Raw genomic sequence first — 18182 nt, 5'->3', positions numbered from 1 at the left:
AGGCTGGAATCTTAGGTAAATCCGGGATTCTAAGGCCGAGAGCTGATGACGAGTGTTCTTTTAGAACACGAAGTGGTTGATGCCATGCTTCCAAGAAAAGCTTCTAAGCTTCAGGTAACCAGGAACCGTACCCCAAACCGACACAGGTGGTTGGGTAGAGAATACCAAGGCGCTTGAGAGAACTCGGGTGAAGGAACTAGGCAAAATGGCACCGTAACTTCGGGAGAAGGTGCGCCGGTGAGGGTGAAGCATTTACTGCGTAAGCCCATGCCGGTCGAAGATACCAGGCCGCTGCGACTGTTTATTAAAAACACAGCACTCTGCAAACACGAAAGTGGACGTATAGGGTGTGACGCCTGCCCGGTGCCGGAAGGTTAATTGATGGGGTTAGCTAACGCGAAGCTCTTGATCGAAGCCCCGGTAAACGGCGGCCGTAACTATAACGGTCCTAAGGTAGCGAAATTCCTTGTCGGGTAAGTTCCGACCTGCACGAATGGCGTAACGATGGCGGCGCTGTCTCCACCCGAGACTCAGTGAAATTGAAATCGCTGTGAAGATGCAGTGTATCCGCGGCTAGACGGAAAGACCCCGTGAACCTTTACTATAGCTTTGCACTGGACTTTGAATTTGCTTGTGTAGGATAGGTGGGAGGCTTTGAAGCGTGGACGCCAGTTCGCGTGGAGCCAACCTTGAAATACCACCCTGGCAACTTTGAGGTTCTAACTCAGGTCCGTTATCCGGATCGAGGACAGTGTATGGTGGGTAGTTTGACTGGGGCGGTCTCCTCCTAAAGAGTAACGGAGGAGTACGAAGGTGCGCTCAGACCGGTCGGAAATCGGTCGTAGAGTATAAAGGCAAAAGCGCGCTTGACTGCGAGACAGACACGTCGAGCAGGTACGAAAGTAGGTCTTAGTGATCCGGTGGTTCTGTATGGAAGGGCCATCGCTCAACGGATAAAAGGTACTCCGGGGATAACAGGCTGATACCGCCCAAGAGTTCATATCGACGGCGGTGTTTGGCACCTCGATGTCGGCTCATCACATCCTGGGGCTGAAGCCGGTCCCAAGGGTATGGCTGTTCGCCATTTAAAGTGGTACGCGAGCTGGGTTTAGAACGTCGTGAGACAGTTCGGTCCCTATCTGCCGTGGACGTTTGAGATTTGAGAGGGGCTGCTCCTAGTACGAGAGGACCGGAGTGGACGAACCTCTGGTGTTCCGGTTGTCACGCCAGTGGCATTGCCGGGTAGCTATGTTCGGAATAGATAACCGCTGAAAGCATCTAAGCGGGAAACTAGCCTCAAGATGAGATCTCACTGGGACCTTGAGTCCCCTGAAGGGCCGTCGAAGACTACGACGTTGATAGGTTGGGTGTGTAAGCGCTGTGAGGCGTTGAGCTAACCAATACTAATTGCCCGTGAGGCTTGACCATATAACACCCAAGCAATTTGTGCGTAAAAGCCAGATTGCGGTGTGTGAAGACGAAACGAACCGAAAGTTCGAGATACTCGCAAAACACCAAACTATCGCATACCCATTCGCTGGAGCGTGACCTCGCAAGAGAGAACGACCCGGCTACCGAATTTCTTGACGACCATAGAGCATTGGAACCACCTGATCCCATCCCGAACTCAGCAGTGAAACGATGCATCGCCGATGGTAGTGTGGGGTTTCCCCATGTGAGAGTAGGTCATCGTCAAGATTAAATTCCGAAACCCCAATTGCGCAAGCAGTTGGGGTTTTGTTTTGTCCGCAGGAAAGTGACGTGACAAAAAAAGGGATAGTCCAGCGGCTATCCCAAGTTCCAGCAGCACCGTCAGTGAAACTTATACCGCTATGCTTTCTGTACTCCAGGCACATCCATGTTTATCTTGCGCCAAGCCGCTTCGGACAAGCTGTAAACCGAAAATGCGATCAACCCCAAGGCCATCACCATCAAAATCACGCCTCCGGCCGGCAGGTTCTGGAGAGCATCGAGAGCCTCCTTCATGCCTGGCGGATCCAAGGCTTTATAGCGGGAGCCACTGAATATCAGCAACACTGCGATCTCAATAAAGACAACTCCACGGGCTATAAGACCGAACCGAGACACCGGACGGACGTACCGCATGACGTCTTCGTCAGCTTCAAAATATTTCTCGAACGACGACTTCCACCCCTTGATGATGTGAGCAATGCCTACGCCGAGTGGGACGAGTGCGACGAGGTACACTAATACATTCGAGTGTTCCCAGGACAACAGATGCGCCAGTAAATCCTCGGTTTGTCCACCCCCGGACTTGCCCGAGGTTCTGATGCCGCTAATGAGTAAGCCCAACGCAAAAAACGCCAGCGCGCCGTTGACTACAGCTCCCGCCAACAACCCTGTCCGAATGACCAAACCCTTCATTTTGTTACCGTGATGATCCACATCGCGTATGGCTTGCAACACTCGCCAACCGGCGAAGGCAAACAGGCCCGCCACCACTAAACCGACTAAAACATAACCGAATGGCTGGCTTAACAAGGCTTCAAGGCTCCTGTGACCGTCCTTCGGTTTTGTCGAATCTTGAGCCGCCAGCAGCGCGAAGATACCAATGATCAGGTAAAGAACGCCTCGAGCGGCATAACCTCCCCGAGCGAGTACAACAAGGCTGTTGTGCGCAGACATGGCAGCTAATTCCGCAGAAGTAATAATAGAGCAGACCTTTTGAGTCGGGAGGGGTTCGATTGAAGGCAGGGTTGATCAACTCAATTTACGCTCACTTGAGGATTCCCTCTTCCGGCTACCCATCGGTTAGAGGGCTCCCGCGATCAAACGATATCGTCAATCAGGATATGGTGCTGTCCCCGACTGCAGGTTTCGATCCGCGCCTCGACCTTGTAGACGTTGCGCAGCATCAATTCGGTAATCACCTCGTTGCTCGGTCCGCTGCCTTGAGCTGTCCCATCGGCTATCACCAACACCTGGTCGGCAAAGCGCAACGCCTGGTTCAGATCGTGGATCGCGATGAACACGATAACCTCGCGTCTACGAGCGAGTGCCCTCATGAAATTCAGCACTTGCACCTGCCGGTGCATGTCCAGCGCGCTGGTCGGCTCATCCATCAGCAGGATCTCGGGTTCGCGCACCAGTGTTTGTGCGATGGACACCAGCTGTTGCTGGCCGCCGCTGAGTTCACCGAGGTTACGAAAGGACAATTCGGTAATCCCGAGCGCACCGAGGATCTCGTCGACCAGTTTCAATTCATCGTCGTGGACGACCCAGCCCGGTGTCAGTTGTTTACGCGCCAGCAGCACTGATTCGTAGACCGTCAGGCGCGCACTGGCATTCAGGCCTTGAGGCATATAGCTGATACCCTGATGGCCCTTTTTCGAGTCCTGCAGGATGACCTGGCCCGGCCCGTCAATCAGCCCGGCCATGCGTTTGAATAAGGTGGATTTACCCGCTGCGTTCGGCCCGACCACGGCAACCACCTGGCCCCCCTTGAAAGAGGCTGTGGTGACGCCTGAAATGATCTCGCGCTGCCCATAACGAGCGCCGAGGTTATCAAGCTGGATCTTCACCATGAGTTTTTCTTCCCGCTGAGAATCAGAGATATGAAGAACGGCACGCCGATCAGAGAGGTGACGACGCCGATGGGGAAAATCGCGCCCGGGATCAGGGTTTTGCTCACGACCGAACTGGCGGAAAGTATCAGCGAGCCCGTCAGTAAAGAGGCTGGCAGGAAGAACCGTTGATCCTCGCCAATCAGCATCCGTGCGATGTGCGGGCCGACCAGTCCGATAAACCCGATGGTGCCGACAAAGGCGACCGGGAACGAAGCGAGCAGGCTGACCATGATCAGCGTCTGAAAACGCAGGCTGCGTACGTTGATCCCGAAACTTGCGGCCTTGTCATCGCCCAGCCGCAGGGCCGTCAGTGCCCAGGCGCGTTTGGCAAAGATCGGCACGGTGATCAGGATGACCAGGCAAATGACCCCGAGTTTCGGCCACGTGGCTTTGGTCAGGCTGCCCATGGTCCAGAACACCACGGCCGCCACGGCTTGTTCGGTGGCAAAAAACTGCACCAGGGCCAACAGCGCATTAAAGGTAAACACCAAGGCAATACCGAGCAGCACGATGGTCTCGGCGGTGACCCCACGGCGCATGCTCAGGAAGTGGATCAGCAGCGCTGACAGCATGGCCATGATGAACGCATTCACCGGCACCATGTACTGCGCCGCCAGCGGGAATAGCGCCACGCCAAATGCCAGGCCCATGGCGGCGCCGAAACTGGCGGCGGCGGAAATGCCCAGCGTGAACGGACTGGCCAGCGGGTTGTTGAGGATCGTCTGCATCTGCGCGCCCGCCAACGACAACGCGGCACCCACTGCGACGGCCATCAGCGCCACGGGCAGACGGATTTCCCACATCACCACCCGTACTTGCGCTGAAGCGGTGTCCGGCGAGAACAGCGCGCCGAGCACTTCAGTGAGGCTGTAGCTCGCCGGCCCGAGGGCCAGATCAAGCAGCACGCTGCAAATCAGTAACACCATGAGCCCGCCAAGGATCAGGCGTTTGCGCAGCACCAATCGACGGTAGGTGTCGCGCTGAACGACCATTGCTTCGTTCAGTGAGCTCATTGCTTGACCTCAGGCTTGTCCAGACTGACGAAATAGCCGGGCTCGTAAGGCACCGGCAGAAATCGCTCATGCAGTTCGCGCAACGACGCGTCCGGATCCAGATCGGTAAACAGCGTCGGATGAAACCATTTCGCCAATTGCTGGATGGCCGCGAACTGGTAGGGACTGTTGTAGAACTGGTGCCAGATGGCATGAAAGGCTTGATCCTTCTGAGCCTTGATGCCCGCGTAGGCCGGGCGTTGTGTGTACCACGCCAGTTTGCGTCTGGCTTGATTCATGTCCGCACCCGGGCCGACGCCGACCCAATGGCCACCGGGTGCAAAGGCTTCCCAGTTGGCGCTGGTGACAACGACCTGGTCCGGGTCGGCGACGATGACTTGCTCAGGGTTCAGCTGGCCAAAGGTGCTGGGAATGATGCTTCGGGCAATGTTGTTGCCACCGGCCATGTCGACAAAAAGGCCGAAATTTTCATTGCCGAAACTCAGGCAGCAATCATCGGTATAGCCACCGATGCGTTCGATAAACACGCTGGGGCGCGAAGGATGGCGCGCCTCGATGACGTCGGTGACGCGATGGATCTGCTGGTTGCGAAAGTCGATAAAGGCTTCGGCGCGCTGTTCCTTGCCAAACAGCTGGCCGAACAGGCGCATGGTCGGCTCGGTGTTTTGCATCGGGTTGTTGCGAAAATCGACGTAAACCACGGGAATTCCCAGGGCGTCGAGTTTCTCGATGTAACGCGCATCTTCGGTGGCGTGCTGCGCCTCGATGTTGAGGATGATCACATCGGGTCGCTGGGAGATCGCTTGCTCGATGTCGAAGGTGCCGTCTTCAAACCCGCCAAACGTCGGGATCTTTGCGATGGCGGGAAACTTGCGCAGGTAGGCGCCGTAGGTGTCCGGGTCTGACTGGATCAAGTCCTTGCGCCAGCCGACGATGCGTTCAATGGGGTTTTGCGTATCCAGCGCAGCGACCAGGTACAACTGGCGCCCCTCACCGAGAATGACGCGCCTGACCGGGAGGTGCACCTTGACCTTGCGCCCCAGCAAATCGGTCACCGTGCCGAGCGCGGGGTCCGGATTCGCGGCGTGTGCGTTGCGTGGCGTCAGAGAACACAGCGACAGGCCCAGCAGTCCTGCGAACAGCAACGCAGCGAAGTCTTGGGGTCGTCGAAAAAAGGTAACCATGATGTATTCCTTTGCAGTAGCCAGACCGGACAACGGCTCAAGTCGCCGCGCCGGGGCGGACGTTTCAGAAATCGACGGTGGCCGACAGCAGCAGGGTGCGTGGTGAGCCTTGGGAGAACGCCCCGTAGGACGCGACGCCCGACCAATACTCGCGGTCGAACACGTTCTGCACGGTGGCGCGCAAGGTGGTCGGATGTTCCGCAATGCGGGTAGTAAAGCGTGCCCCGGCATCGAAGCGGGTCCAGGCATCGAGTTCCTGGGTGTTGGCCTGGTTCACGTACTGGCTGGCGGTGTAGATCGCGCCACTGGTCAGCGTCAGCCCCTTGACCCACGGGGTGTCCCATTCCGCCCAGAGGTTGGCTTGAACGTTCGGAACGCCGACCGGTTTATTGCCACGGTTGGCAGCAACACCGGTCTTGGTCAGCTCCCCATCGAGGAGGGTCACGCCACCGAGCAAACGCGTGCCTTGGGCAATTTCGCCAAACAGGCTCAACTCGATGCCACGATTGCGCTGCTCGCCCTGTACCGAGAACCTCCCGGACGACAGCTCGCCGCTGGGCTTCTGGATCTGGAACAGGGCCAGTGTGGACATGAAGCTGCCGTAGTCGACCTTGACGCCGACCTCCTGTTGCCGGGAGATGTAAGGTGAAAAAATCTCCCCTGCGTTCGAGGCGGAGGACGGTGCGATGTCTCCCTTGCTCAGGCCTTCGATGTAGTTGTAGTAGAACGACACGTGGTCCCAGGGTTTGGCAACGACGCCGAACAGCGGCGTGGTATCGCTTTTGTCGTAGGAGGTCGTGACCGTCCCGGCCGCGTTGTAGTTATCGGATTTGATGTTCTGTTTGCGCAAACCGACGGTGACTTGCAAACGCTCGTCCAGCACCGAAAGGGTATCGGCCAGGGCCACGCCTGACAGTTCGCTCTCGGAGATTTTCGGCGTATCCGGTTTGGCGATGGAGGGTTCCGGACGGTCGATCGGGTGGTAAATGTTCGACAGTATCGCCTGGCCGGAAATGATGCCTCGGGACAACTCATCGCGATAACGGGTGGCCTGCAGGACGGTGCTGTGACTCACCGGCCCGGTGTCGAAACGCAGGCGGGCTCCGGCGTCGACCGTGTAACGCTGGACTTCGAATTTGTAGTAACCGGGGATTGAAGACGTGTCACCCGCAGCGTTGATGATGGTCGGGGTCTGATCGGACATGCGCGCCACATCCGATTTGCCGCCACCGGCGTGGGCAAATACGGTCAGGGTATCGTCAACGTCGTATTCGCCACCGAACAACGCCGACTGGTCACGGGTTTCTGACCAACCCCAGTCCTGGCTCACGCTGGTACGGCCGTTGGCCGCAGAGGGAATCGGTACGCCCGGTGCGATGAGGAACGGTCGAGACGCGGCGTCGAATTGTTCTTTCTGGCTGATCAGATCCAGGGTGGTCCGCAGGCGATCACCCTCATAATCCAGGGAGATGGCGCCGATGTCGACGTCCCGGGATTGCTTGTCGATGACCGTGTCGCCTTGCTGGACACTGCCGTTGATCCGTACACCGAACCGGCGTTCCTCACCAAACCGGCGACTGACGTCGATGTGGCCACCGAGCTGCGAATCCATGCCGTAACTGGCGGTGAACCGGGTCAAGTCCTTGTCAAGGGAGCGTTTGGGTACGACGTTGATCACGCCGCCAACGGCGCTGTTGGGCGACATGCCGTAGAGCAGGGCGCCGGGGCCTTTCACCACTTCGATGCGTTCGACGTACTCGGTGAACACCCGGTAGTTGGATGCGACACCGTACACGCCGTCGAACGCCAGCTCACCGAGATTGCCTTCGCCGACGGGAAATCCACGGATGAAAAACGAATCGACGATACCGCCGGTCTGGCCCGTGGAGCGCACCGAGGAGTCACGCTCCAGCACATCGCCCACGGTGACCGCCTGCTGATCCTTGATCAACGTCGAGGTGTAGGTGCTGATGCTGAAAGGCGCGTCCATCACATCGGTATTGCCCAGTATGCCGAGGCGTCCGCCGCTGGCGACCTGGCCCCCCGGGTACACGGGGGGCAGGTTGTCGGTACGTCGGTCGGTGCCATTGATCGCGGTTTCGTCCAGGGTCAACTGGCGTACTACCAAGGTGTAACTGCCGTCGTCGCGTAACACCATTTCCAGGCCACTTCCGGCCAGCAAGCGTGTGATTGCGTCCTGCGTGGAGTAAGTGCCGGACAACCCTGGACTGATCAAGCCTTCGGTGATCGAAGGCTGGAATGACAAGGCAATATCGGCATCCACGGCAAAGCTCGACAGGGTTGCGCCGAGCGGCCCGGGGGCAATGGTGTAAGCACGGACCACGGAAGCGTCCTGTTGCGCGGGTACGGCGGCCAAGGCAAGCGGACAGGCGGCTGCAGCCAGGGCAAGGCTGAGCAACACACTGCAAATCATTGGCTTGAGCGGACGATCCGGGCGCAGGGGTCGTGCAACGAGCATTAATGGATGACCCTAAAGACGAGAGGGAAAGGTTCTTCCTCTCCTTGCCAGTTGAAATCAAAAAAAGTATCACCCTGCGGCCACTTTTTTTGCACGAGGTCAGGCGGGAGAGAGCGTCACCCAGTAACCGCTCAAGTGACCGGTGACGAGTACCGGGTAGGTTTGCACCAGCATGTTCAGCGTGCGCTGGGTATCGCTGATGGGGAAGGCGCCAGAAATGAGCAGGTCGGCAATGGCCGGATCACACCGCACGAAGCCTTTGCGATAACGCGCCAGCTCGGCGACGAAATCCGCAAGCCGCATCTTGTCGGCCATGAGCATGCCTCGGGTCCAGGCACCGACGTAGCGGTCTGTCGGGTTCACCGGGCCAAACGTGCGGGATGAAAAATCGGTGCGCTGTCCGGCGTTGATGATCAGCGGGGCGGATTGACTGCTATCCGCCAATTCGACCCTCACCGCGCCGTCCAGTACCGCGAGATGGGTGCGGGGCTGCAGTTCGCGAACAGTGAATCGCGTGCCCAATGCCTGCATCCGTCCCTGGCGTGTGCCGACCAGAAAGGGGCGTGCCAGCGGCGAAATATCGGGCGCGGTCTGCACCAGTATTTCGCCTTCGCGCAGGTTGATGAGCCGCTGATTGGCGTCGAAGATCACATCGATGGCGGTGTCGGTATTCAGAGTGATGTGCGAGCCGTCGGCCAGGGTCAACTCGCGACGCTGGCCCACAGCCGTCCGGTAGTCGGCGGACCATTGCTGCGACTCAACCAGTTTCCAGCTACCCCAACCGGCCGGTAGCACAGCCAGCAGCATGGCCAGTTTGCCCAGGGCCATGCGACGTTCGGGATTGCTCGGGCGATCCAGTGCCGACATCGCCAATGACGATGGCAACCCGCCGAGCTTGCTCTGCAGTAACTGTGCGCGAGACCAGGCACGATCACGTTCGGGAGTGCTGGCCTTCCAGCATTCCCATTCGGCACGTTCGGTATCGCTGAGCTCACTTTCACTCAAGCGCATCAGCCACTCGGCGGCTTCTTCGAGCACCTTGCTGTCGAGTTGCGGGTCATTGCGACGAGTGAGCATTCATTCCACCAGCATCAGGCACTGCACGAAGGCCTGCTTCATGTAGCGCTTGACGGTGATCAGCGAGACGTTCAGCTGCGCGGCGATATCGTCGTATTTCAGGCCGCCGATCTGCGACAGCAAAAACGCGCGTTTGACCAGTGGTGGGAGCGTGTCGAGCATCGCGTCGATCTCGTGCAGGGTTTCCAGCACCATGAAACGCAATTCCGGCGAAGGCACTTCGGGTGCGGGCAGGTGCGTGAGGGCATCAAGGTAGGCGCGTTCGAGCGCCTTGCGCTGATACCAATTGATGAGAATGCCCTTGGCCACGCAGCTCAGGTAGGCCCGGGGCTGCTCGATGACCGTGACCTGGGAGGCCAGTATGCGAGTGAAGGTGTCCTGCGCCAGATCCGCCGCATCCATGGCGTTGCCCAGTTTTTTTCGCAGCGTGGCGTACAGCCAGCCGTGATGGCCGCTGTACAGGGCCTCGATCGCGCGCAGGTGATTGCTGTTGTTCGCGGGAAGGGAATCGCTCATGGCGGCAGTTTTTTGCAATTGAGAAGTATTCCCAATGCTAATTGACAAAGACGCTCCGACGCAAGGGTGATTCTGAATCCTGTTTTCAGATTTTCGGCAGGTGCATCAGCGCTTCAATCAGGGTGTCGATTTCGCCTTCGGTGTTGTAGGCGTGGACCGAGGCACGGCTGACTTCTTGTAAACCTCGTTGTTGCATGTCGAGCAGGGTTGAGCGGAATGTCGAGGTGGAGACGTTGATTCGCTTGGCTTGTCCCGCCAGCCAATGCTGTACGTCCGCGGCGCTGCTGCCCTGGCGCGTAAACGTCACGATGCCTGACGTGAGGGCGCCCCTGTCCCGAAGTGTGACGCCAGGCACTTCGGCCAGCCGCAGACGCAAGTGGTTCGCCAGTTGCTGAATGCGCTGCCACATCGGCTCGATGCCTTGCGCCAGTGCGTATTCAACCGCTGCACCCAGGCCAAGTTTCGCGGCCACGTTGCACTCCCAGTTTTCGAAGCGTCGTGCATCGTCACGGATCTTGAACGTGTCTGGCGTCAGCAACGACGCGGCATGCAGGTCGAGAAACGCCGGCTCGAGGTTTTGGCACAGGGACTTTTCAACATATAGAAAGCCCATGCCCCTGGGGCCTCGAAGGTATTTTCGGCTGGTCGCGGCGAGAAGGTGACAGCCGATTTTTCGCACATCGATCGGCATTTGCCCGACACCCTGGCACGCGTCGAGCAAATACAGCACGCCCGCGTCCCGGGCCAGCGCACCGATCTGCTCGATGGGCTGAACAGGTCCGCCGTTGGTCGCGATCACCGGCAACGACACCAACGCCACGCGATCATCGCCCAACATGTCCTGCAAGGCGGGAAGCGAAACCTGGCCCTGTTCATCGTTGGGGATGATCCGGATCTCAATGCCTCGCTGCTTTTTCAGTTGCAGATAGGGAATGAAGTTGCCAGCGTATTCGGTGGTGGAGGTCAGCACCACATCACCGGGTCGCAGCGGCAATGAGTAAAAGGCCATGTCCCAGGCGCGGGTGGCGTTTTCGATGACGGCGATTTCGTCGGGATCAGCGTTGATCAGGCGGCCGATGGCGCCGTAGACATTCTCCAGTTCAGCCGCGCGCAGGCTGGCCGCTTCGTAGCCACCGAGGCGCGCTTCGAGTTGCAGGTGGCGCGTCATGACGTCGATCACCGGGTCAGGCATCAAAGCCGCGCCGGCGTTGTTGAAGTGAATCAGCTGCTCGACACCGGGTGTGTCGGCGCGCAGTTGTGCAATGTTCAAAAGCAAACTCCTTGATCAGTCGCCGGGCGGTGCCTGGCTCGGCTGCATGACCACTGGCCAATAGCGCAGGGCAACAATGGGGATCAGCGCGACCCCATAGGCCAGGCAAACGAACAGGTAGGTGTACTGCAAACCATAGACCTGGCTGAGTAAACCACCGGCCGAGATGCCTGCAATCGAGGCGAATTGCGCGGTGCTTTGCGCGATCCCCAGCACGTAGCCCTGTTGTGAGCTGTCGGCGGTTTTCGAGATCAGGGCCATCAGTACCGGGGTGGTGGCGCCCAGCAGGACGCCCCATATGAAGTACGCGATGACAAATACAGCGGGGTTGCGTGTGACACCGGCGATGGCGGTCAGGACGACGCAACCGATGACAATGTAGGTGATGCGGTGCAGCGTTTCCTGTTGGGTGCGGTGCTCAAAGTAGCGCGACCACGCCGTGGCCGAGAGGATGAAACCTAGCGCCAGCAAGCCGTAGCACAGGCCGACGACCGAGTTACTGACCTCGAATACCGAGCTGACATACAGCGAGAACGATGTCTGCGGCAGCATCCGCGCCAGCAGCAAAATACCCATGACGCCCAGCAGCGACAACAGCGGCGAACCTTGCCAGACGCTGCCTGAACGGCTGACCGGCGTCGCCGTGTCCACCACCGGCGCTTTCTTCACGGGTGGAACATCCGGCAACGTCACGGCCGCCACCACGGTGCAAATGGCGCACAGTGCCGAGGCGATGATGTTGATCCAGAAGAAGGTCGCATAATCGAGGATCAGCCCGCCAACGACCGCGCCGAGCAACGAGCCGACATTGGTCGATATCTGCAGGATCGCGAACAACCGCGCCCGCCGCGAAGGTGCTTCGATACTGACCCCATAAGCTTGTGCCGGGGCGATGTACCCGGCAAATGCTCCCTGCAAAAAGCGCAGGACCAGGATCACCCAGATGTCGCTGAACAGGGCCAGCCCAAGCTGGGTCAACGATAAACCGGCGAGGGCGCGGATCATCATCAACTTGTGGCCGTAGCGGTCGCCGATACGGCCCCAGAAGGCGCTGGTCAGAATAATGCCCAGCATCGGACCGACGTAGACGGCGATGCTGGCGAAGCTGAATACCGATTCTGAAGCGGTCAGCCCACGCAGGTGGACGGGCCAGAACGGCCCGCTCATTTCCATCGCGCCCATGGAGATGAGCTGGATCGCGAACAGAAGATAAATCAGGATTCTTACTCGTGAACCCTGGATGGGACCTGCATGGGACATGAGTCAGCCTCGGTGGTTAAACGGCATCAAGCGGGTTGGTCAGCGTGTGCTGCAAACGGTAGTTGGAGTACTGCATCAAGTGCATGCGCAACAACGAGCGGGTTGGCCACGGGTCCTGAACGAACGCTTTGCGCTCGACTTCCCACAGCGCTGGCGAGACACGATCACGGACGGCCGCGAAGGCGCTCTCGGTTTCCTCACGCAATACTTCCCACATCCGCGTGCTGTCCAATGCGTACTCCTTCGTCAGCCACAGGGCCATTTCGTGAAGGTGCGTGAGGAACGCCGCGTCCAGCACGAACATGCGCACCGGCTCGATATCCTCGACAAACACCGTCGGCAAGATGCCAGGCTGTACATGCGGTTGCAGGGTATAACCGCGTTCCTCCAGCAACGGAGCATAGGTCCTGCCATCGCCGAAATCGCGGATCAGCAGACTACGTGCTTTGCCGTCGGGGGAAAACAGCACCATGGTGTTTTGCTGATGCGCTTCGAGCCCGATGCCGTACAGCAGATAGATCGCCACCACCGGATGGGTGACCACGCTGGCGTATTGGCGGAACCAGTTCTCGACCGTGTCGGCGCTGGCCCGAACGCCGTCGCGCTCAATCAGGTCGGTAAACAGCGGACGACCGCTGCCGGGCAAACGGGTGAACAACGACGCCACGGTAATCGGCAGGCAATCGTCGCTGCGTTCAAACGCCTGCTGACTGGCGCGATAGACCACCGAAAGATGACGCCCCGGCGCATCGTCCTGGGTGATCGCGTTTTTGTAACGCACGCCGATCTCTTCCGGGAAGATCTCCAGCTGCCGGTCGAAGCCGTTTTCGGCGGCGAGAATTTTTGTGATCACCGTGCTGATGCGCGGCCCCATGTGAATCGACTTGGCTTGCAGGCTGCGCAGCTCGCTGGTCATCCAGAGCGCGATCGGCAACTTGATCAGCGGCGCTGACTCGTTCAGCACTGGCATCATCGTCCGGTACGACATGGTCGGCAGGGTTTGAATGTCCGGCCCCTCAGTGATCAGGATGCCTTCTTCAATTTCCGCGGCAAACGTATTTAGGACGTAGGCCTGCAAATGCCAGGCGTGAATCGGCAACGGCAGCCACTGGGTTTCATCCAGGCCTTTGTCATTGAGTGAAGACTTCCACTGTTCCCATTGCACCGGGAAGTTCGTGGCAAACCAGGCGTGGTAGCTGGTCACGTGCGGCATGCTTTCGCTTTTGGCCATGTCGGCGCGCAACGCTGCAATACGCAGCGGCACCTGAGCGTTGAACTCGGGCGACAGTTGCTCGACTTCGGCATCGGTCAGGCCCGGACGGGATTTCCACGTCGGGTAATACGGGTGACCTTCCAGCGAACCCCATTGGTCCAGCAGGATGGCCGCGTCCTTGGTGCTGGCGTGTTGGCGAAGGTAGTCGGTGAGGCTGTCGAGGCCATGGCTTTTGGCGGCCTCGGCCAGGCGCGCGTTCCACTTCTGACGATACTGGCGGGCATGCGCATCGTTCAGCAGGCTGTTTTCCATGTCCGACTTGAGCCCGGCCATGCCTTCGTCGGTCGGTTCGAAGTCGAAGCTGTCACGCAGCACGTTCAGCAGGTCCTGGTGACTGTGAATCACTTGGCGTACGCCTTCATCGGTCACCAGCACCACATCACCGTCGTTGACCAGGGTGTCGGCCGGTCCCATGGCAATGTCGGTGAAAAAGACGTGCGCACGGGCGTTCTTCAGTGGGTACGTGGCCTGGTTGCCCTCGGCGGAAAAAACCAGGGCCGAACGGTCCAGAATGTTTTCGGCAAACAGGCAACGAAGCAACCGTCGCAGGGCGTTTTTGCGGGAGTAGGCGATCAGTGTCTTGAGGTCATCCATATCAGCTATCTGCTCGTCGATAAGTAAATGAAGAGGTGAGGGCGCGATTCATGCCGTGCGCGGCCAGTGGCTTGGAAAGTAATCCAGCGCCGAGTCGCGCAGGCCTTGCATGTAGGAAACGCTCCAGTGCAGGACTTCCTCGATGTAAGGGACTTTCAGTTCGAAACGCTTGGCCATTTCCACCAACAGCACCAGGCCGTAGGCGACGTCTTCGTTGAAAGCGCGGCTCTCGCGCTCGATCACGTAACCGGCGCGGTTGTCATCGGCGGGCACCATCGGCGCGAGGATGTCGTTGTAGGCCTGATTGGTGCGCAGAATCGAAAGCATGCTGCTCTGGTCGCGAATCTGTTCGCCGTACGCTTCGACAATTTCCTGCTTCAGGGATTTGACCGAAGACAGGTCGACCCCCATTCGCTGGCTGATGACGGCGCACAAGTCCTGGCTTTCCTGATCCATGCGCTCAAGGAAATAGGCGCCCAATTCCGGGCATTCGGTCCACCAGCACATGCGCTGGGGAAAGATCTTGCGATGCCATTGACCGTAGGACCCGATCAGCCCGTAAATAACCGAGCTGTGCATGATCGGGTTGCCCGGGGTGAGGGTGATTTCGAGGTAGTTGTCGAGCATCGTCACGCAAGGCCCGTACAGAACGGTGAGCATCGCTTGCAGGTGCTGGCGGGACGCTTGCGACTCGCGGGCGTGGGTCGCCACATAGAGCTGGCTTTTGCCGCCGCCCATTTTGATCGACAGCCCGGGCTTGAGATCGAACGCCGTGTGCGGGACATCCTTCATCCCCCAAATGACCAGGTTCGGCCGGTCGGCCAGCGTGGCTTCGGCCAGCCAGTCGAAACCGCAGAAACCGGGAATGGCGCCGATGTAAACCGGTTTGCTCGAACTCAGATGCGGTGTGATGGCTTGCAGGGTTTGCGGCCGGGCATGCGCCGGCACGGTGATGATGACGATGTCGGCATCCTCGACCGCGGCGCGTGCATCCGTGGTCACCCGATCAAGCCGTGCGCTCAGCGTCGAGCCATCCGGCATCAACGCCTGCATCGGCGTGTGGCGAGCGTGTTGGTCGACGATCTCCAGGTTGCTGGTGAGCATCGAGACCTGAACATTGGGCAGCTGTTTGAACAGGATGGCGTTGAGGTGACCGGTCCTGCCACCGCCACAGATGGCGACTTTCAGCGGTTTCATTGAGAGGCGTTCCTGTGTGGGAGAGGCGTCATGCGACGCTCAATTGCAGAGGCGTGGAGACGGAGTCCAGCCATTGGGTTTTGCCCAGCCAGATATCCAGCTGCGGCGCGACGTTCGGATCCAGCAGGTCGCGCTCTTCCAGCCACTTATCGTCAAACACCGTGTGCAGGTACTTTTCGCCGCCATCGGCTATCGGCACCACGACGTTGCCGGTCAGCACGCCTTTGTGGATCAGCTCCAGTGCCTTGAAAATCGCACCACCGGTTGATCCGCCGACCAGCAATGCCAGGTTGCGGGCGATATAGCGTGCCGTTTCGAAGGCTTGAGAGTCGGTGACTTGCACACCCAGGTCGATGCAGCTGTAGTCGAGCACCAGGCCCACGGTGTCCCCAGCCGGGGTGCCGGTTCCCGACTGATAGTACGGATAGCCGGGATGGCCAAAGACGATGGAGCCGGCAGGTTCGACAGCGACAGTCACGGTGTCGGGGTTGTGCAGCTTCAGCCCGCGAGCGATCCCTGTCATCGAGCCGCCAGTGCCGACGCAACCGACGTAGGCACCGACACGACCTTCGGCCTGCGCAATGGTCTCGCGCACGAAATCGCTATACCCGCCCGCGTTGGCGGCGTTGTCGGATTGGTTCATGAATACGGCGCCCGGAATTTGCGAGGCGAGTTCGGCGGCTAACCGTTGGCGCTCGACCACGGCGACCTCATCTTCGCGATAGGTCCCCGCGACAAATCGGACTTCAGCGCCCAGTGCCTTCATCACCGCGATTTTGTCCTGAGCCGCGTGGTGATCGACCACGGCGATGAAATGCAGGCCGAACTCGACGGCCGCCATGGCCAGGCCGATGCCGGTGTTGCCGGAAGACGATTCGACGACCACGCCACCAGGCTTTAGTCGTCCGGACTTGAGCGCAGCCAGCACCATGTTGCGTGCCATGCGGTCTTTTATGCTGCCGCCGGGATTGTTCTTTTCAATCTTGAGCAGCAGTCTGGCGTTTGTATCGGGGACATCAATACCCAATATTGGCGTATTGCCAATAAGGTCCGAGACTTTATTCAATATCATTTGAAGTATTCCCTCTAATAGTCCGGTGAAAACGCGTAGTTACCTTCCGTACAACAGGTCGCCATCAATCGCCGGGGCAGGGGATGGCGATGAAACTCGTTCTCCAGCAAGTCCATCTGATAACCGGCGGTATTGGCGTAAATCAATAAATCGCCTGCTTGCGGTGAAGTACTGAAATTGATCAAACGGTGAGTGATGACATCGTCATCCAGACAACTGTGGCCAGCGATGTAGGCGTTTACCGGGTTGTGCGGTAGTTGTCGGGTGCTGACCAGTATCGGATCAACGAGGTATTCGGAGGAGAACCAGGTTTCGCAGGCGCTGAAACTACTGCCTTCTACAAAGATGACGGTTTTATTGTCGGCCAGCTGTTTGGTGCGTGTAATGCGGAACACCGATATGGCGGCCTGATCCACCAGGCTTCGACCGGGCTCAAGTGCCAGCGTCATGTTCTGAGCTTTCAAGTAACCGGCAATGGACAGTCCTGCTGAATGATCAGCTTCGAGAAATAAGGCCAGCCACTGGCAGGCCGTCAGGCTGCTGCCATAAGGGTAAAAAGAGTCAGGGACAACGTGGTTGTAATAGTTGCTCGGCTTATTGTCGTTCTGTAAAAAACTGGTAAAGGCCTGTGGTTCGACATAACGCATTGGCAAGCCTCCGCCAATGTCGATCATGGTTGGGTTCAAACCCATTTCCCGCGCCGCTTCGACGAATCCGCTCACCTCGCGAAAGGCCTGTGCCCGGGTTTCGAATCCATAGCCGCCGAGATGAAAATGGAAACCTTCAAAGTGGAAGGTCTCTCGTTGTTCCGTGAGGTGTTGTAGACATTCAAGCACCTCGTTCGCACCCATTCCGAATCGGCTCGCCGGGCAGCTCTGCGGTCTGTAACGCAGTAAAACCTTGGCCTTGACGGGTTCAGGCAGGGATTCGATCAGCGCTCTGAGGTGACCGAACTCTTCCAGTGAGTCCACGCAAATGAGTGAGCCGGCCTGCACCAATGCCCGATGAAACACCGTGGTTTTGGCCGGTCCCGTCGCACACAAACGTTCGGCTGGCATGCCGGATCGCAGCGCCGCGTCCATTTCGTGGATGCTTGAAACGTCGACACCGATGCCAGTATTTGATGCCGCACCAAGCACGCATTGGGACTTGTTGGCTTTGGCGCCATAAAAAATAACGTGTTGCACATCGTGCTGTTTCAACACCGCTTGCAGGGCGCGGGTATTGAGTTCAAAGGCATGCGGCCATACCAGATTCAAGGGTGATCCGTATTGAGACACGAGTTCCAAAAGTGTTTGCGGATAATGGTCAATCAATCGAGCCGCTACAGGGTCAAGCAGCGGTTTAAGCAGTTCTGGTTGATGAACTTCTATTCGCTCATCTAATGACGGCGCAATTGTAATAGGCATAATTAACCCCTGGCATCGAAAACGTCGCCATTCATTGTTCGATAACTAAGCGTTATCGACAGATGTGATTTTCTGCTCGTCAGAGGCGAGTAATTAACGGTTCAGGAGGCGGATGCCATACAAAACCTGATGATAAATCAGGGGCAATAAGCGTAATAAATACTTCACAAAATAATGGCATGAGAACCCCATTCCATAAGGTTTATACGGACAGATTGTTGGGCCATTAGTTGATGGCCCAATCCTCTGTA

General features: G+C 58.3%; 13 protein-coding genes and 2 rRNA genes (1 of these 15 cut by a window edge). 2 read left to right on the top strand and 13 right to left on the bottom strand.

Translation table 11 applies throughout. The features are described 5' to 3' along the window. A 23S ribosomal RNA gene (locus tag ACYZTY_RS16140) occupies window positions 1–1428 on the top strand (it extends 1464 nt beyond the left edge of the window). 154 nt (window positions 1429–1582) lie between these two features. Continuing rightward, window positions 1583–1698: ribosomal RNA gene (gene rrf / locus ACYZTY_RS16135) — 5S ribosomal RNA — on the top strand. A 132-nt stretch (window positions 1699–1830) separates the two neighbouring features. Here the strand turns inward: rrf and ACYZTY_RS16130 are convergent. From ACYZTY_RS16130 to ACYZTY_RS16070, 13 genes are all read right to left on the bottom strand, one after another. Next, entirely contained in the window at window positions 1831–2646 is an 816-nt protein-coding gene (locus ACYZTY_RS16130) for a DUF1206 domain-containing protein (protein ID WP_461954545.1), read from the bottom strand. Window positions 2647–2789: 143 nt separating this feature from the next. After that, the gene (locus tag ACYZTY_RS16125; RefSeq protein ID WP_461954544.1) at window positions 2790–3545 is read right to left on the bottom strand and encodes an ABC transporter ATP-binding protein; all 756 of its coding nucleotides are present in this window, start codon (window positions 3543–3545) and stop codon (window positions 2790–2792) included. Continuing rightward, window positions 3539–4600 carry a FecCD family ABC transporter permease gene (locus tag ACYZTY_RS16120; RefSeq protein WP_461954543.1) on the bottom strand — a complete coding sequence of 354 codons (1062 nt, stop codon included), beginning with the start codon at window positions 4598–4600 and terminating at the stop codon, window positions 3539–3541. The genes ACYZTY_RS16125 and ACYZTY_RS16120 overlap by 7 nt, the downstream gene beginning before the upstream one ends. Next, window positions 4597–5784, bottom strand: coding sequence for an ABC transporter substrate-binding protein (locus tag ACYZTY_RS16115; protein WP_461954542.1), 1188 nt, complete (start codon window positions 5782–5784; stop codon window positions 4597–4599). Before ACYZTY_RS16115 ends, ACYZTY_RS16120 begins: the two co-directional genes overlap by 4 nt. A gap of 64 nt (window positions 5785–5848) precedes the next feature. Continuing rightward, complete coding sequence (locus tag ACYZTY_RS16110) at window positions 5849–8263, bottom strand: TonB-dependent siderophore receptor (protein ID WP_461954541.1); 2415 nt, start codon at window positions 8261–8263, stop codon at window positions 5849–5851. A gap of 99 nt (window positions 8264–8362) precedes the next feature. Beyond that, entirely contained in the window at window positions 8363–9340 is a 978-nt protein-coding gene (locus tag ACYZTY_RS16105) for a FecR domain-containing protein (RefSeq protein ID WP_461954540.1), read from the bottom strand. Next, on the bottom strand, window positions 9341–9856 hold the full coding sequence (locus tag ACYZTY_RS16100; protein ID WP_461954539.1) for a sigma-70 family RNA polymerase sigma factor: 516 nt from the start codon (window positions 9854–9856) through the stop codon (window positions 9341–9343). Window positions 9857–9941: 85 nt separating this feature from the next. Continuing rightward, window positions 9942–11126, bottom strand: a complete 1185-nt coding sequence (locus ACYZTY_RS16095) for an aminotransferase class V-fold PLP-dependent enzyme (protein ID WP_461954538.1) — start codon at window positions 11124–11126, stop codon at window positions 9942–9944. Window positions 11127–11141: 15 nt separating this feature from the next. Continuing rightward, window positions 11142–12386: an MFS transporter gene (locus ACYZTY_RS16090; protein WP_461954537.1), complete on the bottom strand. Its 1245-nt coding sequence runs from the start codon at window positions 12384–12386 to the stop codon at window positions 11142–11144. A gap of 16 nt (window positions 12387–12402) precedes the next feature. Continuing rightward, entirely contained in the window at window positions 12403–14253 is a 1851-nt protein-coding gene (locus tag ACYZTY_RS16085; RefSeq protein WP_461954536.1) for an IucA/IucC family protein, read from the bottom strand. A 48-nt stretch (window positions 14254–14301) separates the two neighbouring features. Further along, window positions 14302–15450 (bottom strand): NAD/NADP octopine/nopaline dehydrogenase family protein, encoded by a 1149-nt coding sequence (locus ACYZTY_RS16080; protein ID WP_461954535.1) that lies wholly within the window; start codon window positions 15448–15450, stop codon window positions 14302–14304. Between the two features lie 28 nt (window positions 15451–15478). Further along, on the bottom strand, window positions 15479–16522 hold the full coding sequence (locus ACYZTY_RS16075; protein ID WP_461954534.1) for a PLP-dependent cysteine synthase family protein: 1044 nt from the start codon (window positions 16520–16522) through the stop codon (window positions 15479–15481). A gap of 14 nt (window positions 16523–16536) precedes the next feature. Then, window positions 16537–17931 carry a Y4yA family PLP-dependent enzyme gene (locus ACYZTY_RS16070; protein ID WP_461954533.1) on the bottom strand — a complete coding sequence of 465 codons (1395 nt, stop codon included), beginning with the start codon at window positions 17929–17931 and terminating at the stop codon, window positions 16537–16539. Window positions 17932–18182 lie beyond the last annotated feature (251 nt).

It is taken from the genome of Pseudomonas sp. LB1P83 (assembly GCF_054897885.1).
This window is presented reverse-complemented; position numbering and strand designations above follow the sequence as displayed.